Source organism: Spongiibacter nanhainus (assembly GCF_016132545.1).
GTDB lineage: Bacteria > Pseudomonadota > Gammaproteobacteria > Pseudomonadales > Spongiibacteraceae > Spongiibacter > Spongiibacter nanhainus.
The window spans coordinates 2,381,771-2,407,590 of record NZ_CP066167.1; the positions used below are offsets into that span (position 1 = coordinate 2,381,771).

27 protein-coding genes are annotated in these 25,820 nt (G+C 58.7%); 4 read left to right on the forward strand and 23 right to left on the reverse strand.

Going from position 1 to position 25,820, the window contains the following annotated elements:
* Position 1: 1 nt before the first annotated feature.
* The gene (locus I6N98_RS10940; RefSeq protein WP_198568402.1) at positions 2-1,234 is read right to left on the reverse strand and encodes an acyl-CoA dehydrogenase family protein; all 1,233 of its coding nucleotides are present in this window, start codon (positions 1,232-1,234) and stop codon (positions 2-4) included.
* A 60-nt stretch (positions 1,235-1,294) separates the two neighbouring features.
* Positions 1,295-1,954 (reverse strand): histidine phosphatase family protein, encoded by a 660-nt coding sequence (locus I6N98_RS10945; protein ID WP_198568403.1) that lies wholly within the window; start codon positions 1,952-1,954, stop codon positions 1,295-1,297.
* A 155-nt stretch (positions 1,955-2,109) separates the two neighbouring features.
* Between I6N98_RS10945 and I6N98_RS10950 the strand changes: the two genes are divergently transcribed.
* Positions 2,110-3,009 (forward strand): LysR family transcriptional regulator, encoded by a 900-nt coding sequence (locus I6N98_RS10950; RefSeq protein WP_198568404.1) that lies wholly within the window; start codon positions 2,110-2,112, stop codon positions 3,007-3,009.
* On the opposite strand, the gene I6N98_RS10955 is transcribed toward I6N98_RS10950, so the two are convergent.
* Entirely contained in the window at positions 2,976-5,189 is a 2,214-nt protein-coding gene (locus I6N98_RS10955) for a molybdopterin-containing oxidoreductase family protein (RefSeq protein ID WP_198568405.1), read from the reverse strand. The genes I6N98_RS10950 and I6N98_RS10955 overlap by 34 nt on opposite strands.
* Before the next feature lie 219 nt (positions 5,190-5,408).
* Between I6N98_RS10955 and I6N98_RS10960 the strand changes: the two genes are divergently transcribed.
* Complete coding sequence (locus I6N98_RS10960; protein WP_198568406.1) at positions 5,409-6,017, forward strand: lipocalin family protein; 609 nt, start codon at positions 5,409-5,411, stop codon at positions 6,015-6,017.
* A 165-nt stretch (positions 6,018-6,182) separates the two neighbouring features.
* Here the strand turns inward: I6N98_RS10960 and gspN are convergent, their stop codons facing one another.
* From gspN to I6N98_RS11040, 16 genes are all read right to left on the reverse strand, one after another.
* Positions 6,183-6,905, reverse strand: coding sequence for a type II secretion system protein N (gspN, locus tag I6N98_RS10965; RefSeq protein WP_198568407.1), 723 nt, complete (start codon positions 6,903-6,905; stop codon positions 6,183-6,185).
* Positions 6,902-7,384, reverse strand: a complete 483-nt coding sequence (locus I6N98_RS10970) for a type II secretion system protein M (RefSeq protein ID WP_198568408.1) — start codon at positions 7,382-7,384, stop codon at positions 6,902-6,904. The genes gspN and I6N98_RS10970 overlap by 4 nt, the downstream gene beginning before the upstream one ends.
* Positions 7,381-8,565, reverse strand: a complete 1,185-nt coding sequence (gene gspL, locus I6N98_RS10975; RefSeq protein WP_198568409.1) for a type II secretion system protein GspL — start codon at positions 8,563-8,565, stop codon at positions 7,381-7,383. The genes I6N98_RS10970 and gspL overlap by 4 nt, the downstream gene beginning before the upstream one ends.
* Entirely contained in the window at positions 8,562-9,593 is a 1,032-nt protein-coding gene (gene gspK / locus I6N98_RS10980) for a type II secretion system minor pseudopilin GspK (protein WP_198568410.1), read from the reverse strand. The genes gspL and gspK overlap by 4 nt, the downstream gene beginning before the upstream one ends.
* On the reverse strand, positions 9,593-10,219 hold the full coding sequence (gspJ, locus tag I6N98_RS10985; protein ID WP_198568411.1) for a type II secretion system minor pseudopilin GspJ: 627 nt from the start codon (positions 10,217-10,219) through the stop codon (positions 9,593-9,595). The genes gspK and gspJ overlap by 1 nt, the downstream gene beginning before the upstream one ends.
* The gene (gspI, locus tag I6N98_RS10990) at positions 10,216-10,566 is read right to left on the reverse strand and encodes a type II secretion system minor pseudopilin GspI (RefSeq protein ID WP_198568412.1); all 351 of its coding nucleotides are present in this window, start codon (positions 10,564-10,566) and stop codon (positions 10,216-10,218) included. Before gspI ends, gspJ begins: the two co-directional genes overlap by 4 nt.
* The gene (gene gspH / locus I6N98_RS10995; protein WP_198568413.1) at positions 10,566-11,087 is read right to left on the reverse strand and encodes a type II secretion system minor pseudopilin GspH; all 522 of its coding nucleotides are present in this window, start codon (positions 11,085-11,087) and stop codon (positions 10,566-10,568) included. The genes gspI and gspH overlap by 1 nt, the downstream gene beginning before the upstream one ends.
* On the reverse strand, positions 11,062-11,502 hold the full coding sequence (gene gspG / locus I6N98_RS11000; RefSeq protein WP_337924593.1) for a type II secretion system major pseudopilin GspG: 441 nt from the start codon (positions 11,500-11,502) through the stop codon (positions 11,062-11,064). The genes gspH and gspG overlap by 26 nt, the downstream gene beginning before the upstream one ends.
* Before the next feature lie 38 nt (positions 11,503-11,540).
* On the reverse strand, positions 11,541-12,755 hold the full coding sequence (gene gspF / locus I6N98_RS11005; protein WP_198568415.1) for a type II secretion system inner membrane protein GspF: 1,215 nt from the start codon (positions 12,753-12,755) through the stop codon (positions 11,541-11,543).
* The gene (gene gspE / locus I6N98_RS11010) at positions 12,742-14,226 is read right to left on the reverse strand and encodes a type II secretion system ATPase GspE (protein WP_198568416.1); all 1,485 of its coding nucleotides are present in this window, start codon (positions 14,224-14,226) and stop codon (positions 12,742-12,744) included. Before gspE ends, gspF begins: the two co-directional genes overlap by 14 nt.
* A 4-nt stretch (positions 14,227-14,230) precedes the next feature.
* Positions 14,231-16,360, reverse strand: a complete 2,130-nt coding sequence (gene gspD, locus I6N98_RS11015; protein ID WP_198568417.1) for a type II secretion system secretin GspD — start codon at positions 16,358-16,360, stop codon at positions 14,231-14,233.
* Positions 16,357-17,259 carry a type II secretion system protein GspC gene (gene gspC, locus I6N98_RS11020; protein WP_198568418.1) on the reverse strand — a complete coding sequence of 301 codons (903 nt, stop codon included), beginning with the start codon at positions 17,257-17,259 and terminating at the stop codon, positions 16,357-16,359. The genes gspD and gspC overlap by 4 nt, the downstream gene beginning before the upstream one ends.
* Positions 17,260-17,421: 162 nt before the next feature.
* The gene (locus I6N98_RS11025) at positions 17,422-17,589 is read right to left on the reverse strand and encodes a DUF3012 domain-containing protein (RefSeq protein WP_198568419.1); all 168 of its coding nucleotides are present in this window, start codon (positions 17,587-17,589) and stop codon (positions 17,422-17,424) included.
* Positions 17,590-17,777: 188 nt separating this feature from the next.
* Entirely contained in the window at positions 17,778-17,951 is a 174-nt protein-coding gene (locus I6N98_RS11030; protein ID WP_198568420.1) for a rubredoxin, read from the reverse strand.
* Between the two features lie 224 nt (positions 17,952-18,175).
* Positions 18,176-18,949 carry an SDR family NAD(P)-dependent oxidoreductase gene (locus I6N98_RS11035; RefSeq protein WP_198568421.1) on the reverse strand — a complete coding sequence of 258 codons (774 nt, stop codon included), beginning with the start codon at positions 18,947-18,949 and terminating at the stop codon, positions 18,176-18,178.
* Positions 18,950-19,007: 58 nt separating this feature from the next.
* Positions 19,008-19,847, reverse strand: a complete 840-nt coding sequence (locus I6N98_RS11040) for a hypothetical protein (RefSeq protein ID WP_198568422.1) — start codon at positions 19,845-19,847, stop codon at positions 19,008-19,010.
* Positions 19,848-19,958: 111 nt separating this feature from the next.
* Here I6N98_RS11040 and I6N98_RS11045 point away from each other — a divergent pair, with 111 nt between their 5' ends.
* A complete protein-coding gene (locus I6N98_RS11045; protein ID WP_198568423.1) occupies positions 19,959-20,942 on the forward strand; it encodes a tRNA-dihydrouridine synthase in 984 nt (327 codons plus the stop codon).
* Between the two features lie 56 nt (positions 20,943-20,998).
* Positions 20,999-22,114 (forward strand): DUF3047 domain-containing protein, encoded by a 1,116-nt coding sequence (locus I6N98_RS11050; protein WP_198568424.1) that lies wholly within the window; start codon positions 20,999-21,001, stop codon positions 22,112-22,114.
* 4 nt (positions 22,115-22,118) lie between these two features.
* On the opposite strand, the gene I6N98_RS11055 is transcribed toward I6N98_RS11050, so the two are convergent.
* The 4 genes from I6N98_RS11055 to I6N98_RS11070 form a co-directional block, all read right to left on the reverse strand.
* The gene (locus I6N98_RS11055) at positions 22,119-23,852 is read right to left on the reverse strand and encodes a WS/DGAT/MGAT family O-acyltransferase (protein WP_198568425.1); all 1,734 of its coding nucleotides are present in this window, start codon (positions 23,850-23,852) and stop codon (positions 22,119-22,121) included.
* A 238-nt stretch (positions 23,853-24,090) separates the two neighbouring features.
* Positions 24,091-25,047, reverse strand: coding sequence for an oxygen-dependent tRNA uridine(34) hydroxylase TrhO (gene trhO / locus I6N98_RS11060; protein ID WP_198568426.1), 957 nt, complete (start codon positions 25,045-25,047; stop codon positions 24,091-24,093).
* A gap of 4 nt (positions 25,048-25,051) precedes the next feature.
* Positions 25,052-25,390 carry a BolA family protein gene (locus I6N98_RS11065; RefSeq protein WP_198568427.1) on the reverse strand — a complete coding sequence of 113 codons (339 nt, stop codon included), beginning with the start codon at positions 25,388-25,390 and terminating at the stop codon, positions 25,052-25,054.
* A 37-nt stretch (positions 25,391-25,427) separates the two neighbouring features.
* The gene (locus I6N98_RS11070) at positions 25,428-25,799 is read right to left on the reverse strand and encodes a TfoX/Sxy family protein (RefSeq protein ID WP_232787314.1); all 372 of its coding nucleotides are present in this window, start codon (positions 25,797-25,799) and stop codon (positions 25,428-25,430) included.
* Positions 25,800-25,820: the final 21 nt, after the last annotated feature.

Sequence of the window (25,820 nt, forward strand, 5' to 3'; positions counted from 1 at the left end):
ATTATTGACCTGAAAAACGCCCGATAACCTGCTTGCCTAGCGCCATCTGGTGAACCTGATCCGGACCATCAGCCTGGCGACACCAGCGCGCATAGTTAAAGCCCTCCGCCATCATATAGTCCTCGGTCAGGCCTCCGGCACCGTGCATTTGCATACAGCGGTCGATCACATTTTGCACCAACAGGGGCACGGTGGTCTTGGTGGCGGCGATCATATCTGTGGTTTGCAAAGGGCCCTGATCGTCGATCAATTTGCAGGTTTTCAGTACCAGCAGGCGAGCCATTTCTATTTCTGAAAAACTGCGGGAGATCTCTTCGCGAATGGATTGATGCTTGGCAAGTGGGCGGCCAAAGGTGCTGCGCTGAGTAACCCGCTGACAGGCCAGTTCCAAACTGCGCTGGGCGGTGCCGATCAGGCGCATGCAGTGGTGCATGCGACCCGGGGCCAATCGTCCCTGAGCGATCTCAAAACCACGGCCTTCACCCAACAGCACGTTTTCCATGGGTACCCGGACATTCTCAAACACCAGCTCGGCATGGCCAATCGGGGCGTCGTCGTAGCCCAAGGTGGTCAGGGGGCGGATGATCTTCAAACCCGGGGTACCCTGGGGCACCAATACCTGGGTTTGCTGCTTGTGGCGGCTGGGGTTATCCGGGTCAGATTTACCCATCACGATAAAGATTTTGGTGCGCTCATTCATGGCGCCAGTGATAAACCACTTGCGGCCGTTGAGTACCCATTCGTCGCCATCTTTCTCGATCAGTAGTTCGATATTGGTGGCGTCGCTGGAAGCCACCTGGGGTTCAGTCATCGCATAGGAGGAGCGAATGTCGCCGTTGAGCAGCGGTGTCAGCCATTTTTCGCGCTGGGCATCGGTGGCGTATTTCATGAACACTTCCATGTTGCCGGTGTCCGGGGCATTACAGTTGAACACCTCCGGTGACCAGATCACCCGGCCCATTTCCTCACACAAAGGCGCGTAGTCGAGAAAGCTTAAACCGCCGATATCGCTGTATTGGCCATATTCCTCGGGGACAAACAAATTCCACAGCCCTTCGGCCTTGGCCTTCTCCTTCAGCTCGTCCATCAGCGGCATAACGGCAAAGCGGTTCTCAGCATTGTGAACCTGCTCGGCATAGGCCTTTTCATTGGGGTAAATATGCTGATCCATAAACCCTTTGAGTTTGGTCAGCAATTCCTGCGCCTTGGGCGAGGGAGTCAAATTGAGGTCCATGATCGTTCTCCTATCGTGGGTAGCCGTCAGGTGTAAGTAATTATCAGGTGCAAATAACTATCAGGTGTAAGTGATTAGGTGCCGGTCCTGGGGTTTTTCCAGGTGTGGCACCCCGTTAAAGCTATTGAGTTTAAAGCGCTGTTTTTTGGCAAAATATCGACTGATGCCCGTGTTGCGTGCCTGTAAATTCAGTTCCACCATGGTGGCCACGTCCACGCCCAATACCCGGCGCAAAATAGCGCTGCTGGCGCCGCCCGATGTCACCACCAGTACTTTGCCACTGGGCTGTGAGATTGCTTCCATGGTGTCGATTACCCGGCCCTCAAACTGGGCCCAAGTCTCGCTGACGCCGTCGATCTCGTCCCGGTTCCAGGCAATGAGCACGTCCCGCAGGCAACGATAAAAGGCCCTGGGGTCGCTGCGGTCCACTTCCAGCCCCTGCTGCGGTACATAGAGGTCCAGCAAGGCGTGAAAGTCATATTCGTTGAGGCCCGGTAACTCCGTTGCTGAGGGCGTAGCGGGCAGGACATCCCGAACCCCCGCCAGTGTCTCCCGGTGCCGGCGCATGGTGCCGTTAAACGTGGCATCAAACTCCAGGCCGATACTGCGAAAGTACTCGCCTAAGAGGCGTGCCTGCTCCCAACCCACGTCGGTCAGCCGATCGTAATTATCGGTGCCAAACGCCGCCTGCCCGTGCCTTACTACATAAATTTCAGCCATCTTTACTCTGGTTCACTCCGGTTTGCTCCGGCGCTACTGCGGCGCTCTACCCTACTGACGCCAGTCTAGCCCCAGGCCTGGAATTAGTTAAATTTATTTTTGTTATGTAAAATCATCAATGAAATTTATACTTCCTTTTGGCCCGAGGGCGTACCGTGAATCTGTCCCGTATCGATCTCAATCTGTTTGTGGTGTTCGACGCCATCTACAGCCAGCAAAGCCTGACCCGGGCCGCAGAAGTACTCAGTGTGACCCAGCCCGCCGTGAGCAACGCCTTGGGGCGCTTGCGTCAACACCTGGGAGATCCCTTGTTTATTCGCAGCGGCAAGGGTATGAGCCCCACCCCTCTGGCCCGGCAGCTTATTGAGCCGGTGCGGGAAGCCCTCAATGGCCTGGAAACCTGCGTACAGGAACGCCAGCAGTTTGATCCAGCCAGCGCCCGGCAGACACTGCGCCTTCACGCCACCGAACACGCGGAAATCTCCATGCTGCCAAGGCTGCTGCGGCGCCTAAGCTTGGCGGCGCCGCATATTGATCTGGAGGTCGTCTTTCACCGCCGGCGGGACATTCCATTGGAGCTGGCCAGCGGTCGCTTGCAACTGGCGGTGGACGCACCGCTGATCAACAGCCAGGATTTAGTGGAGAAGCCATTGCACCAGGACCACTACGTGTGTGTGATGGCCGCCGACAATCCCCTTGCCGACAGCGAATTCACACTGGAGCAATTTCTCACCGCCCGCCATATCCATATATCCAGTCGCTCCCGGGGCTCTGGACACGTGGATCTGGCGCTGCGGGCCATCGGTCACCAACGGCGCATCGCGCTGCGCCTACAACACTATGCCGCCCTGCCCGCGCTGGTGGCCAACAGCGACGCCATCGCCGCGGTGCCGCTCAGTCTGGCTCAGCATTGGCCCCAGCTATGCCAGCGGGATTTGCCCTTTACCACCTCACCCATGGAGCTGAGGATGTTCTGGCACAAGAGCAGCGACCACGACCCAGTGATCAGCTGGTTGGGGGATCAGGTCGCCGCGGCTGCTACCGGCGCGGACTGAGCCTGTGGCAGTGCCTCTACGGTGACCGGCACCCCGGACATAAAGGCCTGGTTGCTGAGCTTGTCAAAACTGCCAAGTCCGCTGGGCAACAGGCGGTTTACATTGACTCCGGGATAGCGGCTGGCCACCCGCATGCCGGGGGCGCCGGCGTTACCCCAACCGTGACTCATCGCCACGGCTCCGCTGACCAAGCTGTCATCGATTCTCACCGTCGCTTCAATCTCACCGTGGCGGTTGTGGACCCGCACAGTTTGCTCGTCCACCAGCCCCAAACGCTGTGCATCTGCCGGCGACATATGCAGGGGGTTGTCCCGCTGCTTGGGCCGCTTCAGTTTTTCCATGTTGTGCAGCCAGCTGTTGTGCATGTAGTTGCTGCGCAAATTAATCAGACGCAGTTCTCCACCGGCCTGGGTATCCTCAGCCAGTTGCTGACGTGCCGCTGCCAGAGCCTCGTCAAACAGGGGTGGGCAGCAGTCGACACGGCCATCGGCAAACTGCACGGCGCTCTTTAACAGCGCTTCAGGCTCCAGTTCAGGCATCAGCGCGGCGCCGCCAGGTTGCTGTTGCAATACATCCCGGGACAGCTCTGCACCGGCCAACAGCGCGTCGATTTTGGCCATAGCCTTGGACTCCCAGGCCGATACATCGGTGATGTCCCGATTTGGATCGCTGTCAAAGAGGGAGCGCTGCCCCATCGCTTTGGCCAGGCGGGCCAGAATCCACCACTCCGGGCGACGCTCGCCCAGCGGCGGCACCACCGCATCGCTATAGTGAACAAAGGGCACCGCCTGCATTCCTACACCGGTCAAATTCACGTCTGGTCGCTCCAACCAATCCACCGCCGGCAACACGTAGTCGGCCAGCTCCGCCGTGGCAGTGCGGTACAGATCGATCACCACAATCAACTCAAGCTGCTTAAAGCTCTCCCGCATTCGCTCCTCGCCGCCAACCGAAAGCAGCGGGTTGCCCGCAATCACAATCAGCGCGCGAATCGGCGTGTCCCCAGCCTCGATAAAATCAGGTAGCAGGTTGCCCGGCAGGGTGCCGCCCACTTCCCGGAGCGGGCCAAACTCGCTGTCCTGCCAATTTGATATGTCTTCACTGCGCTGCTTGGCCCCCAGCGGGGCCGAGTCGTAAAACCCCCGTGGATAGATATTGCCGCCGCGACGACCGAGGTTGCCGGTGACGAAGCTCAACATCTGCACCAGCCAGTAACACAGGGTGCCCTGGCGGCCCATATTGACGCCGGTAGACATGTGCACGCTGGCAGCATCAGCGCTTAGCCACTCGCTGGCCAGTTGTCTGATCTGATCGGCATCGATCCCGCAAACGGGGGCCACAACATCGGGACTGAAATCGGCGATAAAAGCCCTGAGTTCCGCCACCCGTTTGCCGTGGCGGGCAAGGACCTCTTCGTCAAAGCCACCCTGACTATCAATGGCGTTGAGCAGTGCAGCCAGAAAATACAGGTCGGTGTCGGGGCGAATCGGCTGCCAATCGCCAGTGGCCGGCGACACCGCTTCAATGCGACGAGGATTCACATAGCGCACTTTGCCGCCGCGGCTAACAATACTCCGCATCAGCGCCATGGGCTCGGCCACCGAGTAAAAGCTCATATGGGAGACTTTGGGGTTTTCTCCCAGGCAGAGAAAGTAATCGGTATGAGCCAGGTCGGGCACCGGGTGCAGATTGCTACTGCCAAACACCGCCTCACTGCCGGCCAGCTTATTGGCGCAGTCTTGGGTCAGTGAACTAAAAAAGCGCCCGCCCAGGCGACGAAAAAAGCTCGGCACCTCGAGTTGAGCCAAGCTGTTAAAGGCCGTGGGGTTACCCATAAAACCGGCTATGGCGCCGTCGCCATAGCGCTCTCGGATGCCGTTGAGGCGCTCGCCAATCTGCTCAATGGCGCTCTCCCAGTCCAGGCTCTCAAAGCTGTTAGCCACCGCCGACTCGGCACGCTGACGGCGCAGCGGTACATTGACCCGATCGGGATCGACGTGAACATCGTTAAAGGCCAGGCCTTTGTGACAGGCGAAGCCTTTGGTGGCGGGGTGTTCTTTGTTGGGTCGCAAGCGGGTGACCTGCTGCCCTTCTACCTCGGCGATAAAGCCACAGGAGGGCTCGCAAATACGACAAAAGGTGGACACTGTGCGGGTTTGTGTTGCGTGCGAGTCAGTCATTGGCCTCTCCCAAGTATATTGTTATCTATGCTCGACAATCGATGGCTAAGTTTTTGTCTGCTTGCTGATTGGGGCTAGCCCATTACAGAAGCCTTTTAGTGTGGCGTCAAATCCCAGCGGGCAATATGGCTGCGACCGACAGTCGCTGTCAGTGGACGCCGTAAATCCACCAGCATGCCTGGCTTCGTAAAGCAGGTATTCTAGAAAGGGATAGCGATAATGGCCTCAACAAGCAAATTTGCAACATCGGAATCCGCAACCGCCGGTTCTACCACCAAGCCAAGCAAAACCTCGCCTGCCGCCACGGTGCGCCGCCTGCTGTGCTGCTGTGCGTTTTATTTGGTGGGCTGCAGTCAACAACCCGCCATCGACACCGTCGACTATGTCGACTTGGAGCGGTTTATGGGGGATTGGTATGTGATTGGCTTTATCCCCCTGCCCCCGGAGCGGGACGCCCACAACGGTATCGAGTCCTATTCATTAGAAGATAACGGCCGCATTTCGACCACCTACCGCTTTCGCGAAGGTGGGTTTGATGGTGAGCTCAAACGCTATCAGCCCAATGCCAAAGTCCGGGAGGGCACCGGCAATGCCGAGTGGGGAATGCAGTTTATCTGGCCGTTCCGGGCGGAGTTTCTGATCGCCTACTTGGACAGCGATTACCAGACCACAATCATTGCCCGCAATGCCCGGGACTTTGTGTGGCTAATGGCACGCCAGCCCGATATGCCAGATGAGGCCTTCGCTAAGTTCAAGGCTTTGATCGGTGATATGGGCTACGACACCAGCGAGTTTGTCCGACAGCCCCAGCGCTGGCCGGAGCCTTAATCCCGCTGGAAGAGCCTTCAGCGGCTTGGAAAACCAGCCCTCAGCGGCTTAAGAAAGAGCCTTCAGCGGCGTAACAAACGAGCCTTCAGCGGGGTGACTAACAATGCCTCAGCGGGGAAAAGATATGCCCCAGGCGCTACGCCCCCAGCCCTAAACAAATAACACTTAAAGCCGAATCTGGAAATCCTTGCCGTTGCTGGGGCGACCCAGAAACTGGGTCAAACTTTGGTACAGTGCCGAGCCCTGGGGTGGCGAGATGGTCACCTGGCCAGTGCTGCGGCCGTTAAACCACAGGTTCACGGTGCCGCGCACCCGCATCGGGTTGTCCTCGTCGATAACGATGCGCAAGCCCCGATTCTGACAGCTGACTGTCGCATCCACGGCGCCCAGGTCGGCAAGGCCATCGATGTCGCCGCTGAGGCGCGCCAGGTGGAGGCTGCCGGCAAATTCGCTACAGCCTTGAGGCGAGATCACCGCGGACGACATTTCCGCCCGGTAGTCGCCATTGAAGCCCATACTGGGAAGCGCCACCGCCTCCAGCAGCGCTGCGATCCTGCCTTCCAAATTCACATCGTAGAGTTTTAGTTGCTGGCCCTCAGGCAGACCCAATTCCGCCTGCAGCGACAGGGGCGACTCCACCGCCACCGCCAATGGCCGCCCCGACAGTGCCGCCAGGGGCTGCAATCGCCAGCTGACCCCTTCCAGGGCCAAACCGTCGTAATTCACCTGATCCAGGCGGCCGCGCCACAGCCGGCCGTCGCTGGCGCCCAGCGCCAGCCCCGGAACCTGTCCGTCCAGCTGGTCCAGCAGCACCCAGGCCGGTGCCCGCCAGGCCACAAACAGTAATAAAACTAGCAGTGCCAAAAAGCCCAACAATATCCGCTTCACGACGCGCCCCCGACCACGACCCGCAACGACACGGTACCCGGCTGATCGAGCAGGTTGATATTGACCGCCTCAATACTGAGGCCGGCCCGGGCCAGCACATCCACAAATCGCACTGCGTTGTTATAGTCGCTGCGGGCGATCCACACGCTGTAACCGCCGGCGTTTTGCGGCTCAATGCGGCTTAATTTGATGTCCAGTTGGCGGGCGGCGCCGGTAATTTGCTGCTGCGGCGACCCCGATAGCGCCGGGCTGGAGGCGCTGCCACCGGCAGCCTTGATCTGCGCCGCGGCTTGCTGCATCCACACATAGCCCTGCTGGCGCTGCTCCAACCGCGCTTCGGCTTGGGCGTGGGCCTTGAGCAGGGGCTGAATCCCTGCCAACCAAACAATTAATACCACTGCCAGCACAGCGCCGCCGATCAGGATAACTCGCTCTCGCTCGCTGCGGCCTTCAAGTAGGGCCTCTAGTTGCTGCTTCATTGACCTTCTCCCCGCAGTGTCACCTGGCCACTGACACCGCCGCCATCCTGCTGCCCAAAGGCGCCGCGACTGACGTCAAAGCCCTGCCCCGAAAGTGCCGCCACCCACTGCTCCACCGCGTCGTAGCTGTCCCCTTTCACGGACAGTTTGATCACTGCAGGATCAGACTCAAAGCTGAGCTGCAGCAGGATAATAGACTCCCGGCCGCGACTGGCGGTGGCGATGCGGTCCAACCAGGGTAAAAACTGGGACTCACTGCCACCCTGACTCAAGGCATTTAACTGACTGCGCATCTGGCTGCGGGCGTTGACGACCCGGGCACCGGGGAAGGTCTGGCGGTACAGATCATTCATGGCCTGGTCCAGCGCCTCGGCCCGGCGATTCATATCCACTGTGGCCAGGATAAAATTCGCCACCAGCGCCAGCAGCAGGGTCACTGCAACCGCAGCTGGCCAGCGCAGGCGCTTGATCGCCTGGCGCTGTTTATCCTGGAGGGCGAACTCCCCACTCAGCAAAGAACATGACCAGGGCTGGAAGCACTGGGCCAACATCGCCAGGCGATCGTTAAAGAAATCGGTGGGCTGGTAATCACCCAGCGCGTCGCTGCCACGCAGTGTGTCTGCGCAGTAGAACTGGGCTTCGGGCTTGCCGGCCAGCTGCCACCACACCGGGAAGTTGGCGCTTTGCAATGCCGCCGCGCCTTTTTCCAGATGGGCCGTAGCGCGCTGCTCATCCAAGAGCACCACGTTTTCGGGGATCACTGCGTAGTCTGGCAGCATGCCGCGAATCCGCAGCCCACAGTCGCGGATTTGCTGAAACCAACCCTGCATCAACGCCCGCTCTACGATCAACACATCGGTGGGCTGATTAGCTTTGATAGGTGCGTGGGCGATATGAACGCCGTCCAGATCACTGCACAGCCGATCTTCCAATTGAAACGGCAGCGCGCTCAAACCCACTCTCCCCGCCTTGGGTAGCACCACCTGGTGCCAGCTGACCGCTTCACCGGGAACAATGGCGTAGCAGGCGGCATCGCTGTGATGGGCGGCCAGTGCCGACAAGCCATCCTCAACCGCCAGTTCACCGCGGTCTTTAACCCGGCCGGCCGCACTGTCCCAGCGCAACCAGCGCACAGTGTCAGTGCGGTGGACCGGCAGCTCCAGTAAAAGCAAATCGCTCAAAAAACTTCTCCATATTCACGGGCATAGGCTACAGCCTTGCCGTTTTTTATCACAAATCGACTGTATACGCGCATTTGTCGCTGTTCGTAAAAGACATCCGCCAGGCCGAGGAAATAGTTGGAATCCACCCCCAGCGTTTGCAGTTGCTCGCCGGTAAGGGTTTGCCCGCCGGGCAGCCCCAGCACTGACACAAAATCGGCAATGTCCTGCCAGCCGTCCTCCGGCCGGGCTTCGATAAGGGCTTCAATTTGCTCAACCGGCAGAATATTACCGGTAAAGGCCGCCAACAAGGGCGCGTCCTCCACGGTCAGCGTGTTTACGTTCAACGCGGTATCCGACTCCGGTAAGGCACATAAAAACGGTTTTATTTTTTCTGCCTCGTCCTCTTCAAACTCGGCAAACAGATCCAACTCGGTAATGGAGTCTATAGGCCGGTTGGGCGGCATATAGGGATAGTCCAGGCCGGTGTAGGACAAATCCTCGGCGCCGTATATGCCCTCCGGGGAAAAGTCCTCATCGATCCAGTCCCGCAGGCGGCCAATGATAAACTCCGCCCGTTGCGGAGAGATTTCCAGGTTCTCAAGCAGCGCGATAAAGCCCTGCTCAGCCGCCGTGGGCGGCGGATCGACACCCGGTTCCACATCCGGCTGATACAGGTTGTTGACGTTAAAACAGGCCTGCTGATCCACAATCAAACCGGCGACAGAGCCGCCATCGATGGGAAAGACAATATCCTTGCGGGCCCAGGGTTGCCCCAGTGTCACCACCGCTTCACTGGCGATGTCTTCCAAGGCAAATGCGGCAATACGCTCACCGCCCAAGGCATACCAAAACGCCTGATCCATAAAGCGCTGATTGAGCAAGCGCTGGCTGTTGTAGCGCACGCCGTCCACCAGCGCCACCGACAACACCAACATGATAGCTACCATCATCAGCACCATCAGCAGCGCGGCGCCCCGCTGGCCCGAGGGTGGCCGCGCCGCCAGGCGCGCGCGTTGGTGTCGAGAATATGCCGCTGCCCTAAACATTACGGCAACTCCGGCAGAACAACATCGAGGCGAATTCCCGGCCACGGCGACACGTCCATTTCGATGCGCACACCCTGAGGTTGGATGGCATTGAGCTGGGTGCTGGGGGGCCAGAAAGTGGTCCACCGCTCGCCGTCGTAGTAGCTGACCGTGAAGTTCTCCACCTTGTCCAGCAGCACTTGGCGATGCCAATCGGTGTTGTCTGTGGGGTCGGCTACCGCCGCGCTATAGCGCACCAGTGCCTCGTCCTCGCTGAGGTAGCGGACTCGCTCCAAGGCACTGCCCAGACTCTGCCCCGGTAATATTCGCCGGCCACCGTGAACAAATTCGACTTCGCTATCGGCGTCGACCTGTTCGCCAACAATGCGGGATTGCAGCGGGTCTCCGGCGCGGTCCCGGGCGATGCGGGGAGTCAGTTGCTCCAGATCCCGGCGCAGAATCTGCAAAGCCAAGGCCACTCTTTCCAGTTTCTGCTGGCGGGCTTCGATGCGTTGTTTATTGTCGATAGCGCCGTTGAGCATAGCAGCTGCCGCCGCACCTAACAGCGCCATTATGCCGATAGCAATCAATAGCTCCACCAAGGTAAAGCCCTTATCGGTATTAGCTTGGCGAAACGACGTGGTCATTTGCGGAGGTAGGCGGTGCGGCTGGCCAGGATGTCACCGCTACCGGCCATTCGCACGGTAATGTCGACACGGCTAATGGCCGGATGCGGGGTATCGCTGACTTCCCGTTTCCATTGATAGTCAAAGCCCGCCAGGGTTTCCCGGCCGCTGGTGCGGTTTTCGTAGCCTTCCCGGAGAATGCCCACCAGGTGATTTTGGGCCACTAAATCGGCAAACTGACGCTGTTCCAGCGCGCCGGTGCTGGAAGCACTTTCAGTGAGACTCTTGCTGAGGGCCACAGCTGCGGTAGCAAAGATCATCAACGCCACCATGATCTCCAGCAAGGTAAAACCGCGCACTGCCCGCATCACTGCTCCTCCGAATCCGGATCGGCGTCCACATCGAGACGGCTATCAAAGCTCACCGACTCCGCACCGGCGGTGGACAACCGCCACTCAAAGGGCGACACCTGGCCATCACCTAAAAACCACAGCTGTGGCGTCATAAGGCGATCGTCACTGTCGTCTTCAGGGTATTTGATGGGTTCGCCATCCAGAGTGATTTCCGAGCGGACTCGCTCGTCGGTGGTCACTGGCTTGGCCAGCACGCCTGTGGTTACCGGTACCCAGCCTTCGGCGGTCCGGGTATGAAAGCGGCCTTTGTTACCGGTCCACAACAGCCCCAAACTTCGACCGCTGAACACCGCCTCAGCCCGGGCGGTGCGCAGGGCACCGATAAGCTGGTAGCGCTGCTCAAGCAACAAGCCCTGGCCACTTTTGTCCGGCAGTGTCAGCACCGCCACGCCACTCATTAAGCCGATGATAAAAATAACAACCATCAGCTCCAGCAGTGAAAAGCCGCGCTCACTCCTGCCAGTTGACAATATCACTGGCCAGCTCCTCGCCGCCCTCTTCACCATCGGCACCGGTGGAGTACAGGTCGTAGGGCCCGTGCTCACCCGGCTGAATGTACAGATAGGGGTTGCCCCAGGGATCTTCCGGCAGGCGCTTGATGTAACCATTGCTGCGGTAGGCTTTTGGCTGCGGGCCTGTCTCGGGCTCTTTAACCAGAGCTTGCAAGCCTTGATCAGTAGTCGGGTAGACATGATTATCCAGCTTGTACATATCCAGCGCCTGCTCCAGCGCGGCAATATCAGCCCGGGCTTTTTCCACCATGGCACGATCCTGATTCTGCAGCACGTTGGGGGCAACGACTGCCACCAACAGACCCAAAATCACAATCACCACCATGATCTCCAGCAGTGTGAAGCCCTGCTGACGGCGAAGTTTTACAAGATTGGGCACGGAGACCTCCTGAATAGGCATTAACTTGTTACTTAAAATTAGAACTGCGTCAGGTTGTTCAGTTGCAGTATGGGCAGCAGGATTGCCAGAACGATGGACAACACTACCAAGCCCAAGACCACAATCAACAAAGGCTCGAACAAGCTGACAAACATCTGCACCCGGGCCTGAAGCTCCCGCTCCAGGTTGACTGACGCGCGGCTGACCATCTCCTCCAGCTCGCCGCTGGATTCACCGCTGGCAATCATATACACCGCCAGTGGCGGCAGCTCGGCTTCGTCCTGAAGGCAGCGACTAAAACTCTTACCTTCCCGTACCTCTTCCCGAACCCGGGTCATACTTTTCTTAAGGTGCTCATTGCTCAGAGTGTCGCAAGAGACCTTAAGGGTTTCCAAAAACGGCACGCCGGAGGACAGCAAGATTGCTAGGGTCCGCAACATCCGTGCGGCGTCCAGCTCCAGCATCAACTGCCCCCACAGTGGCAATTTCAATATCCAGCGGTGCGCTTTGAGTTTTCGATCGGGATCTCGCAGCCACCATTTGATAGCGGCAAAGATCGCCACCATCCCTACCACCAGCCAGTACCAGTGCGCCGCCAAGCCGTCACTCAAGGTAATCAAAATCCGCGTCAACAAAGGTAGCGCCTGGTCATAGTGTTCAAACTGGGCGGTAACTTTGGGCACCACGTAGGTCATCAGTGCGGCGATAACCGCGATGGCCACCACACACAGCACAATAGGATACAGCGCTGCCTGGACAATGACCCCGCGCAGTTTCTGACTGTCTTCGGTGTACTCCGCCAGCTGGTTGAGGACCAATGCCAGATCGCCGGATTTCTCGCCGCTGCTGACCAGAGCCCGGAACACCGGATTGAAGGTGCTGGGATGATCGTTAAGGCCGTCGGCCAGACTGTGCCCTTCCAGCACTCGGGAGCGCAGGTCAAGAATAATGCGTTTAAGTTGGTTGTGGCGGGTGTGCTTTGCGGTGGCCGCCAGGGATTCTTCCACAGGGATGCCGGACTGGATCAGGGTCGCCAAATGGCGAACGAACAGGGCCAAATCGGCGATACCTACCCGCCCTTTTAACAGTGAGCCAGCACCGCCACCGCGCTTTTCCCGAGTCTGTTTAACCTCGACCGGGAACAATTGATCGTCGCGGAGCTTCTGCCGGGCCAAGCGCCCGGAGTCGGCCTCGATAATACCGCGTTTGGTGGCACCGCTGCGGTCCAGGGCCCGGTACTCAAACGCCGGCATCGCCACCCTCTCGCACGCTGCGCAGCAGCTCGTCGACACTGGTTTGCCCTTCCAGCACCAGCCTGCGGCCCTCGGACATTAGCGACTTCATGCGGCCGCCGGCCTGGCGCAGAATGTCCTGCTCACCCGCGCGATTGTGGACCAACTCGGCGGTTTCCCGGTCGATCACCAGTAATTCGTATACGCCCTGCCGGCCACGGTAGCCGGTGTGCTGGCAGGACTCGCAACCCGAGGCAATATAGGCGCGCTGCCCTTCAACCGTCGGGTCACCCAAGAGTCGCGCTTCGGTTTCGTCCAGCTCGACGGGCTCCCGGCATTCCTGGCAGAGCTTGCGCACCAGTCTCTGGGCCAACACGCCTTTAAGGCTGGAGGCAATCAAATAGGGTTCTACACCGATATCCACCAAGCGGGTAATGGCGCCCACTGCGGTATTGGTGTGCAGGGTAGACAGCACCAGGTGGCCGGTCAGCGAGGCCTGGACGGCAATTTCTGCGGTCTCCTGGTCGCGGATCTCCCCCACCATCACCACATCGGGGTCCTGACGCAAAATGGCCCGCAGGCCCCGGGCAAAGGTCATCCCCACCTTGGCGTGAACCTGGGTCTGGCCAATGCCCTCGATGTCGTACTCCACCGGGTCTTCCACGGTGAGAATATTGCGTTTGCGATCATTGAGGGCCATCAGCCCGGCATACAGTGTGGTAGTTTTACCTGAGCCAGTGGGCCCCGTTACCAGAATAATGCCGTTGGGCTGGTGCAGGAGTTCCTTGAGGGTATACAGGGTTTTTTCCGGCATACCCAATTGGTCGATATCGATCCTGGCCGCCTGCTTGTCCAACAGACGCATCACCACCCGCTCGCCGTAGTTAGAGGGGATGGTGGAGACCCGCACATCTACCGAGCGACCGGCAATGCGCAGTGACACCCGACCATCCTGAGGCACGCGCTTCTCGGCGATATCCAGCCGGGACATCACCTTGATCCGGGATACCAGCAGCGGTGCCAGGCGGCGGTGCGGGGTGAGGACTTCTTGCAGAATGCCGTCGACCCGCAGCCGCACCGACATGCTCTTTTCGTAGGTTTCGATATGGATATCCGAGGCGTCCCGCTTCAGCGCCTCGCCAAACAGCGCGTTGATCAGGCGGATCACCGGTGCGTCGTCTTGCGCATCCAGCAAATCCTGGGATTCGGGAATTTCCTCGGCCAGGCGGTCCAGGTCGACTTCGTTGGAGATATCTCCCATCGCCGACATGGCGTCGCCCTGCTGGCGCTGGAAAGCGGCATTGATCCGCTCCTGCAAATCCGCTTCATCGCACAGCTGCAGGGCAAAAGGTGCGTCCAGCACCCGCTGTACTTCTGCCACCGCATCGGGCGGCGTGGTGTCACAACACAAGAGATGCACCGCGCCATCGTCGCTCTCTTCAATCAGCACCCGGTTGTTGCGGGCGAAGGCATAGCTGAGGCTGCGAATCATACTGCTACTCGTCAACCCCTTGGGGACGGGGGGCCTCTCGCTCAGTCTCTGGCGCTTTGGCACTGTCGGACAGGGTATCGCAGATATCCGGCCGGGGCTGACCCTCGTCGAGATTGTCACAGGCGTCCCGGACTTTCTGCTCTACCTGAGTCTCCGCCGGCGACATCGGTGGCGGCACTGGCTCGCTGGGGAGCACATCAGCTGGTGACGGGTCCATCCCCGTCCAGGGCGGCAGCACAGCCAATTCAGTGAAAGGAAACAGGTTGATACCGGCTTCGGCTTTGGCCAACTGCTCGGCGCGAATGTAGTTGTACTTGCGGCCACTCAACTCCGCCAGGGTTTGGCCATCGCGTATAATAGTGGGCCGAATAAACACCATCAGATTGCGCTTGACGGTTTCCGTACTGTCGGCACGGAACAAGCGACCGAGGATGGGGATATCCCCCAGTAACGGCACCTTGGCGCTGCCCTCGTTGACCTGGTCGTCAATCAGACCGCCCAGCACAATAGTCGCGCCATCGTTGACCAACACCGTGGTTTTGATGGTGCGCTTGTTGGTGATGACGTCGGCTGCCGATGTCGATGGGCTCAATGACGACACCTCCTGTTCAATCGCCAGTTGCACCGCGTCGCCATCGTTAATCTGGGGGGTCAGCAATAGCTTGGTACCCACTTCCTGACGTTCGATGGTCTGAAAGGGGTTGGTGTTGGTGGAGCTGGCAGTGGAGCCCGTAATCACCGGCACTTCCTGGCCCACCAAAATGGAGGCCTCTTCGTTATCCAGGGTCAACAAGCTCGGCGTAGACAGGATATTGGACTGGGAATCGCTGGCCAGTGCCGTCACCAAGGTCGCAAAGCTGAAGCCGTCTTCAACCACTTTGCCCAGGCCAAAGGCCGCACCGCGAAGTCCACTCAGCGCGGTGGCAGCGGCTTCCTCGCCCCCCAGCAAGCTGATGACACCGGGCGAGGAGTTGGTGCCGTTGGCGCCGCCGCCAAAGTTGATTCCACCAACCGGCACATTTCCATCGTTCTCGCCCTTAAACAACCACTGGACACCCAGCTCTTTGGCCTTGTTGGCGGAGACATCAATGATGATGGCCTCCACCAGCACCTGGGCGCGGCGGATATCCAAGTCGTGTATCACCTTGCGCAGATCGGCAATGATGTGGGGGCTGCCAGACAATACAATGGAGTTGGTCTGCTCGTGAGCCTCTATATTGATAGAGCTGCTCTTACCCGCACCGGCGGCCCGCCCTGCGGCTTCATCTCCCTCAACAATGGTTTCACTGATGCTTTTCAGCACCGGCGCCAGCTCGGCGGCCTTGGCATACTTAAGGTATTCCACCCGGATGTTGGACTGGTTGCTGACCTCGCTGTCCAGATCCTGGACCAGGCGGCGCAGGTAACTCCGCGACTCGTCATCGCCAAATAGAATCAAGGTATTGGTGCGGGCATCCGCCGCCACTACCGGCTTGGCGGAACCGCGTTTGCGGGTCTGCTGAGAGAGGATTTTGTTGACCACCCGCTCAACTTCCTCGGCGGAGGAATTCTCCAATACCACCGTTTCCATCAGCTGGGAATCCACCGAATTCACCGAATCCACAATGGCCATCAAGCGGCGCACGTTGGACTCCCGATCGGTGATCAAAATGATATTGGACTCGGAGTAGCTGGTGATGACCCCGACTTTGTTATCCACCAGCGGCCGCAGGGACTTCACCAGTTCATCGGCGTCGGCATTTTTAACCTGGGCGATGCGGGTCACAATGGATTCACTGCGCCCCAGGGGTTTGTTGGTGCCTTGAACCTCGATACCCTCGATTTTTGCCGCCTGGTTGGGAATCACCTTGAGGATGCCGTCTCCGGCTTCCACTACCGAGTAGCCTTCGACACCCAACTGCAACAGAAACAACTGATACAGCTCGTCGGCATCCAGCTTGCGCTGGCTTTGGATGGTGATTTTGCCCTTGACCCGGCTGTCCACCACAATGGTTTTGCCGGTGAGCTTGGCGACGGTGTCGATAAACTCGCTAATATCGACATTCTGCATATCCAGCTCAAAGCGCTCCGCCCAGGCCGGCGCGGCCAGAATCAGCAGAGCACAGAGTGCCAGTCGGGTAATGATTGCCTTCATAGTTCCATTCTTCTGGTCAGAATTTCGTCGCTGCGTTTGATCATAATTTCGTAGGAGGTGGTGTTTTCCACCATCCTCAGTAGTTCCTGGGTGGTCACATCCGACAACGACTGCCCGTTGATGGAGAGCAGGATATCTCCCTCCCGCAATTCCAGTTGCTCAAACAGGCGGGGGTCTCGCCCCGGTTTGATGCGGTAGCCGGTTACCTGACCATTCTCGGTCACCGGACTGGCTGCGAAAAAACGCGCCAGTCGCAATGGACTGTTTTGTAGAGTGTCCCGGGGATCCCCCACCAGCGCGCGTATTTCTGGCGTATTCACGTTGACCACTTCAGCGCCACGGGAGGTTCGCTCCTTAGAGGCCGTTATGCCACTAACCGCGGTTTTTTTGTCGAGCTCGATTTTCTCCCGGCGGCGATTATTTTCTATGACAATATGATCGCCGTTGACCGCCTGCAAAGTGACCGTGCCTGGCACTTCAATTTGCTCGCCCACTTTGTAGGCTCGGGTTTTGCGACCGTACTGCAACACCGCCACGCCGGTTTCCACTGAGCCGGCCACGACACCCAGAACTTTGATTTTGAGCTGACTTTCCCGCAAAGGTTCGTTGTTTTGACCTGTGGACGCCCCGCCGGTCTTTGGTGCCACCCCAAAAAGAGGAACGCCCAGCAGTGCCTGGACATTGTACTGAGGGCCAGAAGAAGATTGTGCGGTCGCCACAGTGCGGCCTGCGTCCGGCAGACGCACCTCTCTGAAAAGCGCCGCCACCTGCCAGGTAGTTCCGGACAGAACCCACAGTAAAAGCGCCACTAACACGATGGTAAGCAGCTTGAGAGCCCGGGAGCTTGTCAATATCGCCATCAGCGCTGGCCGATCTACCACTAATACCTCGCTCGCCATAGCTTCACCGCCCCTTCATCTGGGGCGGCATACTATGAAAATAATGTGACAATTGTCTTACTGACCGTGTCTTACTGACCGTGTCTTGCCCACTGCGGGGCTGACTGTTTAAGCGCCCGCATTGAAATAACGGCAATGATTAACACACTGACAGCCACGGCCCTATTTAAAGACACAGCTCTTGCCGTATTCCATGGTCTCGTTGGCTGTCCAGTCGCCCTTGGGCTTTTCTTTCATGGCTGCGCACCATGCCTCTGAGCCCACTTCGGGCGCGCATGCCGCCACCAGCAGTGAAATAGCAATAGCCGACACGATTTTGTTGATTTTCATTTTGTACCCCCGAACTACACGTAACCGCTCCCGACAGCGAGGGCGGCGTTAATTGGAGGCACAGACTACCTTAAGACTGGCAGATAGGGAACTGAGAAGGCGGCAGATTGTGCTCGCCGCCTCAGGGCAGGAAGGGGCCTACAGGCCCCGGCAAAGCATTGCGCAGATGGGTAGAACCCAACGTCTTCCTAGACTTCCACCATGTCAAAATCAAACTTGCTGATACCACAATCGGGACACTCCCAGTCTTCCGGTACATCCTCCCATTTGGTACCAGGCTCGATGCCATCGTCAGGCCAACCCTCGGCCTCATCGTAGACGAAACCGCAAATCACACATTCCCACTTTTTAAAGTCACTCATAGCGCGCTATCTCTCCTGCTGCATACACCCCGCACTGCGGGCGCCGCTATTGTTATTGGACCCTTGTCCCGACCTATGCCGAGCCGGAGCGAGTCCCCATCGTAGACACCAAGCTGGTCAGCCCGTGACCGGCTCAGCATGGTGCCACTGTAGGCCGGGGGGGACAACTTAACTATACCTCTTACGTACTAGGGAACCTCTGCAGGTCATTCACGCTGCCTGGATCAGATCGGCGTTTCCATAATGCCGCCATCTACCGCCAGGGTAGTACCGTTCATATAACTGCTGGCGTCACTGGCCAGCAATAGCAGTGGCACAGTCAAGTCCTCGTACTCCCCCAGTCGCTTGGCGGGAATTCGGCTTACGTAACGCTGGCCGGATTCGCTGGCAAAATAGTCGCTGTTAATTTCGGTGCGGAACCAACCGGGGCAAAGCGCATTGACGCGAATCCCCAGGCGATTCAATTCCATGGCCATAGACTTGGTCATCTGCACAACCGCCGCCTTGGAAGCGTTGTAAGCCACCTTCATCACCCCGGTGCGCAAACCGTAGATCGACGCGATATTGATGATGACACCGCCATTGCCGGCCTCTTTCATCTGCAAGGTCGCACCGCGGGCTACCCGCCAGGCGCCAGTCAGGTTGGTATCCACTACCCAGTTCCAGTCATCTTCCTGGGTATCCACAAAGCTCAGCGGGTCCGACGCCACACCGGCATTGTTGACCAGAATATCTACCGGGCCGACCTGGGCTTTGATGGCGGCAAAGGCACTATCGACACTGTCGGGGCTGGTGACATCCAGCGACACCGCCATAGCTTTGGCCCCGGATTCTTCCAGGGCTTTAACGTTGGCATCCAGTTTTTCCTTGCGCCGAGCCGCCAGCACTACTGTCGCCCCCTCTGCAGCCAGCACCTTGGCAAAATGCACGCCGAGACCGCTGGACGCGCCAGTTACCAGCGCTACCTTGCCCTGCAGTTGAAAGTAATCGCGACTCATAAAAGCTCCTTTAAACAGCAAACACTAAAAACAATGATTAATTGGCCAGGCCCCGAATTTACAAGCCCAGCAATACCACCAAATCCTGATTTCCCCGGCGCAGGGTGACGGTTAAATGATCTGCCTCATCTAAACGCTGATACAGATCGGTAAAAGACTGAGTCGATGACAAAGCCACCCCATTTACTGCAACCACCTGATCGCCTCCTTCCAAGGGCAGTTGGTCGAATATCGCCGTATCCTCCCCCGGCCATACAAAGTAAGCGCGACGACCGTCGTCTTGTTCACCCACCTTGACGTCCACCTTGCCACGCAGCGACAGCGGGCGCTGGTACAAACGCTGTCGATACTCCCGCAGTAAGGCGGTGGCCGTGGGGTCATCCCGGTAGTCGAGAATACCCGCCAATTCGCCATCAGCTCCCACGCCCAACGTAGCGGGATCCACCACCAAGCGCGCGGCCTCAGCACTGACCGCCTGGGCACCGACAGCCTCCTCGCCCAGAGCCTCATCCACACCAGACTCCGGCCGCCGCCACAACAGGTGATAACTGCCGCAAACATCAACCAACGCCGCCTTTTCCGGTAGAGCCGAAAGCCGGACACAGGGAGGATAGAAGGTATCCCCTATTCTGACTTTTTGCGCATCACCATCGATGCTGATCTCGGCGTATTTGCCCTCGGCATCCTGTCCTCGTGCCTGAAGCACAAACTCCACATCGAAACCCGGCTCTTCGCCAAAAAACTGGGCGTCGTCGGCGTTAAAAATGCGGGCCTCCTGGCGCTGGGCCACTGTCGGCGGATTGAGGCGATCACTGGCCTCCATCAGCCAGAGCACTCCAGCGGTCAGGCCGGCGCACAAGGCAGCACCGCCAAGTTGGGCAAGTTGTTTGGTCGTCATCTCTGCAGCACCCTGCGTTGTTGGCCACCCTGAGTACGGTTTTGTCGCGTCACAACAGGGCTGAGCCGGGAAAAGCATTGTACAATACCGACCTTTTGACAGCGCAGCGCCATGAAAATCCATCTTGCGCCCATGGAGGGCGTCGTTAACGCCAGAATGCGTGCCCTGCTCACCACGGTGGGGGGCATAGATCGCTGCGTGACCGAGTTTGTCCGGGTCACCGACCGATTGCTGCCCGCCAAGGTGTTCCACCGCCTGTGCCCGGAGCTACTGGACGGCGGCACCACCCCAAGTGGCACCCCGGTTTACCTGCAATTGCTGGGCAGCGAACCCGGCGCGATGGGCGACAATGCCGGCCGCGCAGCAGAATTGGGCGCGCCGGGGGTAGACACTAATTTCGGCTGCCCTGCCAAGTGCGTCAACCGCCATCGAGGCGGCTCTATTCTCCTCGACGAGCCCGATTTGATCCACGCCATCGTTGTCGCCATGCGCCAGTCTATGCCCAGCGAGGTGCCACTGACTGTAAAAATTCGCTTGGGCTACCAGGACCACAGCCGCTTACTGGAAAACATCGACGCTATTGCTTCGGCCGGCGCGGCAGAAATCACTATCCACGCCCGCACCCGGGACGACGGCTACAAGCCACCCGCCTTCTGGGACAAAATCGCTGCCGTCCACCGGCGCCAGCTCAATGGCGCCAATATCATCGCCAACGGTGAAGTCTGGACTCCGGAGCACTACTGGCAGTGTCGCCAGGACAGTCACTGCGACGATGTGATGCTGGGTCGCGGCCTGCTGGCCCGCCCTGACCTGGCCCGGCACATCAAGGCGCAGCAAGCCGGCGACCACTATCAGCCCATGCCCTGGGAGGACGCCCTCGATCTGGTGGACAGTTTGTTCGAAAACAGCTTACTCACCTGCGCGCCCCGACACGTAGGCGGTCCACTGAAGCAATGGCTGGGCTACCTCCGCCGCCACTATCAAGAAGCGGATCAATTATTTGCCGCTATCAAACGTCTGACTCAGCCGGAGGATCTGCACACCGCCCTGGCGCAACATCGCCGCCAGGGTTTTGACAGACCTCGCGCCGCCTGATTGGTCCCAGCGCCCAACAAGAATAAGCACACAACAACCAGCGAAAGGAGGAGCCAATGAGCAAACTCACTTTGGGATACCGGATTGGTCAACACTTGGGGCTGGTTGGGGACAGCGGCACCGAGGGTAAGCACCCGGCGCCGACGCGCAATGCCCCGTCGCCCTTAACTACCTTTCCCGCCTTTATCCGCCAACGTCGCCTGCGACGCCAGCGGCGTTTGTCAGCCTTGAATCCCCCCCATGAGCTGCCCCAAGGCAATACCTTCACGCTGAGAGCTGACGGCCAATGGCTGGACACCGGTCTGGTATTGGGCGCGGGGGATAATCTCAGTTTGTCGGCCCGGGGCAGGCTGTTTTTATCCAAGGGTTTGGAGGTCAGCATCAGCCCCCGCACCTGTGTGTGGTATCGCATTGGCGACGGCGAAGTCGCGCGCTTGCCCGCCGAGCACGCCGCCATTCACGCTACCACCGCCGGGACGCTACTGCTGCAGGTCGCCCTGCCCGGCAGTTTTGACAGCCCTGCCGGTGACATCAGTACCGACAACCCACCGCCCGCCATGAGCGGCGCAGTGGAGGTGACAGTGTCTCAAGCCCCGGGGCCGGCAACACCCAAGCTGCCCCCCGGCTGGCATTATCACTGGAAGCTTGGCAAGGGCTCGCTGTTTACCCAGTGTGAGCAAGGCGAGGGGCTGTGCTGCGACACCCAAGGTGATGTGGGCATTATTCAATACCCGGTGGATATTCCGCTCAGCGATAAATTGCAGATGGACTGGTGTTGGCGGGCAGACACCCTGCCCTCAGAACTTGCGGAGCATTTGCAGCCGACCCATGACTACCTGTCGATTGCCGTGGAGTTTGATAACGGCCTGGATCTCACCTACATGTGGAGCAGCCGCTTGGCTGTGGATACGATTTTTCAGTGTCCCCTGCCCTGGTGGGATCAGCGGGAAACCCACTGGGTACTGCGCACACCTCAGGACGGTCTGGGCCTGTGGCTGAACGAATCCCGCCCACTGCGCGCCGACTACATCCGCGCGATCGGCGGTGAGCCACCGAAAAAAGTCGTCGCTGTCTGGTTGATTGCCAATTCGGCCTTTCAGGGCGGTGTCGGTCGATGCCGCTATCGCGAGATTAATCTACGCGATAGCGATCAGACCGTGCGGGTTTTCTAGTACTTCAGCGCCCCTTACCCAGAGAAACCACATTGGATTCGCCGGTATTAAACAGCGAATTGACCTGCTCGCCTTTATCTTTAACCTTGGAGACGCCTGTCGATTGACCGGCACTGGCTCTCGCCTTCTTTGCCCGAGGCTTGGGACGAGCCGTGCTCTGGGTGGCTTTGCTGGCAGTCTTGCCGTCGGCTTTCCCCGCAGCAGCTGTTGCGCTTTTTTTTGCCTTGCCAGTGGGCGTGTTTGCCTTGCGAGTGGGCGAGGATTTGGCTGTCGCGCTGCGAGCCTTGCTGGCGGCGGCCCCACTCTTCTCGCTCGACGCCTGTAATTGTTTGGCGGCCTCGTGGAGCTCGGCAAAAGCGTCCTCCACGCATTCCCGGTAAAAGGCCGGGTCCGGCATGCTGCTTCGATCGCCCAGTATTGATAGCGTCACTACCCCCACCGAACTGTAGACCAAATGGAAAATCCCCACCCCTGGTGTCAACAAACCCAGCCCGTAGTAGCGGCATAACTTGGCGCCGGCACAATAGAGGGGGAACGGCGGACCGGCTACATTGGACACCACCGAACTAATCCCCAATGGCAGGTGCTGGGTGAGCTGGTTGTCGATATAGGTTTTCACCAGTGGACGGGTCAAGGCCGGCGGCATTACCCCAGCTAGCCTCAGCGCATCCACCAGGGGGGATTGCTCGCCAAAAGACTTGGCCTCGCCCGCGCTTTTGTGAATCGCCGCCAGGCGTTCCATGGGATCGTCCAGATTGGTCGCCAACGACATAAACACGGATCCAACCTGGTTATTGTCGTCGTTCTCCCCTTTGCGGGTACGCATATTCAGCGGCACGGTGACAGCCAGGCTCTCCTCCGGCAGTTCCTCATGATGCTGCAAATAGCGCCGCAAGGCACCGGATACGATTGCCAACATGACATCGTTGACCTTGGTCCCGGTGACATTCTTGATCATCTTGATGTCTTCGAGGTCAAACTCCGCCGCTTCAAATACCCGATAGGGGCTCACCGGATTATTGAAACGAGTTCTGGGCGGCGAAATTGGCGGCATCGGAATCGATTTGTTGGCAATGCCCAGGGCCATTTTGCCAAACCCTTTTAAGGTGCCCATCGTGCTGGTGGCCAACTTGGCGGCATTCTTGACATGGTTAATGACCGTCGACGTGCCCAGCTGCAGCGCGTTGGGTAAGGTATCCACCTCAATGGTTTCGGGTTCTTCAATCTTGCCCTCCGGATCGGGCTCCAGATCGTGGATCACCGCCATAATGTTGGAACCGCCCGCGCCATCCACCAGGGCGTGGTGAATTTTGGTGTAGATGGCAAAGCCACCCTCGGGCACACCGGGGATATTGTCTAGCCCTTCGATAATGTAGGCCTCCCACAGCGGGCGCGCCATATCCAGCGGGCGAGCGTGTAGCCGCGACACCAGAATACAGAGCTGGCGCCAGTCCCCGGGTTTGGGCAAGGCCAAATGGCGAATGTGAAATTCAACGTCGAAATTGGCGTCTTTGACCCAATAGGGTCGATCAAAATTGGCGGGGGTTTTAACCAGCCGGGAGCGGAATATGGAATGCTTCTGCAAGCGCCGTTCAAAGCTGGCGATCACCCCCTTGAAGCGCACAAAGCCCTCCGGGGCGGTCGACGGGTCGTAGATACCCAAACCGCCAATATGTTGCGGGGTGTTGGGGTGCTCAAGGTTAACGAATGCGCTGTCCAGCACGCCGAGTTGCTTCATGGTTTGATGCTCCAATTCATTATCTTTTACTGCTTCCGTACTGAGCTGCTCACTAACTGCATAAGCTGCTGGAGTATCAACCACTGGGACACAGTCCCATGACACACGTTACAAATACGTTGTAAAAATTTTGCTCTCAAGCGGCGCCCTGCACAGCGCCTTACTGCCTGATTATTAATCAATGCAGCACTTTGTGACAATCGCCCGGATGGCGTAGCCAGCGCTGCTCAGCCGCCTGTTAGCCTTTATCGGCGGCCCGCTTGTTTAGGCGCTGTCGTGCAGGTGGCGGCGCGCCGACATGGGCAACCTGCCTTTGCCGCGCCAACTCTACTTGTTTTTGACGCTCCCGAAAGCGCTGGCGCTGATCGTCACTCAAGGTATCGTGGCAGGCCGGGCAGCTGACTCCCTCCTCGTAGTGGGGACTGGCCTTGTCGCTGTCGTCGATGGGTCGCCGGCAGCCGTGGCAAAGTTCATAATGCCCCTTCTCCAGGCCGTGGGTCACGGCAACCCGGTTGTCAAAGACAAAGCACTCCCCCTGCCAGAGGCTCTCCGCCTCGTCCACTTCCTCAAGGTATTTAAGGATGCCTCCCTCCAGGTGGTACACCTCTTCAAAACCCGCCTGCTTCATATAGGCTGAGGCCTTCTCGCAGCGGATACCGCCGGTGCAGAACATCGCCACTTTTTTGTGGCGCTGGGGGTCATAGTGCTCACTGACATAGTCGGGAAACTCCCGAAAAGTGTCGGTCTTGGGGTCGACCGCTCCTTTAAAGGAACCGATCTCCACCTCGTAATCGTTGCGGGTATCCAGCAGCAACACCTCTGGATCGGAAATCAGCGCATTCCAGTCACGGGGCTTCACGTAGGTCCCCACCACCTTGTTGGGGTCGATACCTTCGACCCCCATGGTGACGATCTCGCGTTTGAGCTTCACCTTCATCCGGTAGAATGGCTGTTTTTCGTCGTATGACTCCTTGTGCTGCAAGTCAGCCAGACGGGGGTCCGTGCGCAGATAGTCCAGTACCGTATCGATGCCGGCCCGGGACCCCGCGATGGTGCCGTTGATGCCCTCTTCAGCCAGCAGCAAAGTGCCCTTCACCTCAGCGTCCAAACAGCACTGCAACAGTGGCTCCCGCATCTCCCGATAGTCCGGCAGAGAGACAAACTTGTACAGGGCAGCCACCACGAACTCATTCACAATATCACGCTCCGTTGTTGGCAATACGGTCGGCTTTGCTGCCGCCCTTACAGTCTGGAGAGGCGGGCACGCTGCCCTCTCTGGCCTGCCACTCCTGGGGCGAATACAGGTGCAAGGCCAGCGCGTGGACCGGGCCGGCCAGGTCCTCCGCCAACACTTTGTAGACTGACTGGTGCCGGGCGACTTTACGCTGGCCCTCAAAGGCTGAGGCCACCAGCACCAATTTAAAGTGGGTTTCAGAATTGGCCGGCACGCTGTGCATATGGCTCTCATTCACTAGCTCGATATGCTCAGGGGAAAAGGCCTGGCGAATTTTTTCTTCGATACCCTGTTGTACTTGCATGATTAGCTACACTGTCGCAGAAAAACCGGGGGCCAGATTATACACCTCCAGCGGGCCTTTTTGTGCGCCGACCCGCGCCGGCGGCGGCGCGCCGAGCCGCAGCATAGGCCCGGTTCGCCCAATCGACAAGGGCATCGCTGTCGTCCAGGCACTGTTCAGGCGCCTGGTAGTAGGAGAGATTGATCATTTTGCCGGCACGGGGATATTGAAATGCGGGCAGCCCCAGAGCCTCGAAATCCGCCACAGAGCTCGCATCCACCTTGAAGTAAAGCACCCGGTCACTGACCAGAGCAAACATCACACCGTCGAGAAACAGCCCCGCACCGCCAAACATGCGACGTGCCACCACTGGGCCCATCAACTGTAAGGGGTCCAGTAAGAACGCGATAAATTCATCGTCTTGGGCCACCACTGAGCTCCCGTATTGCCG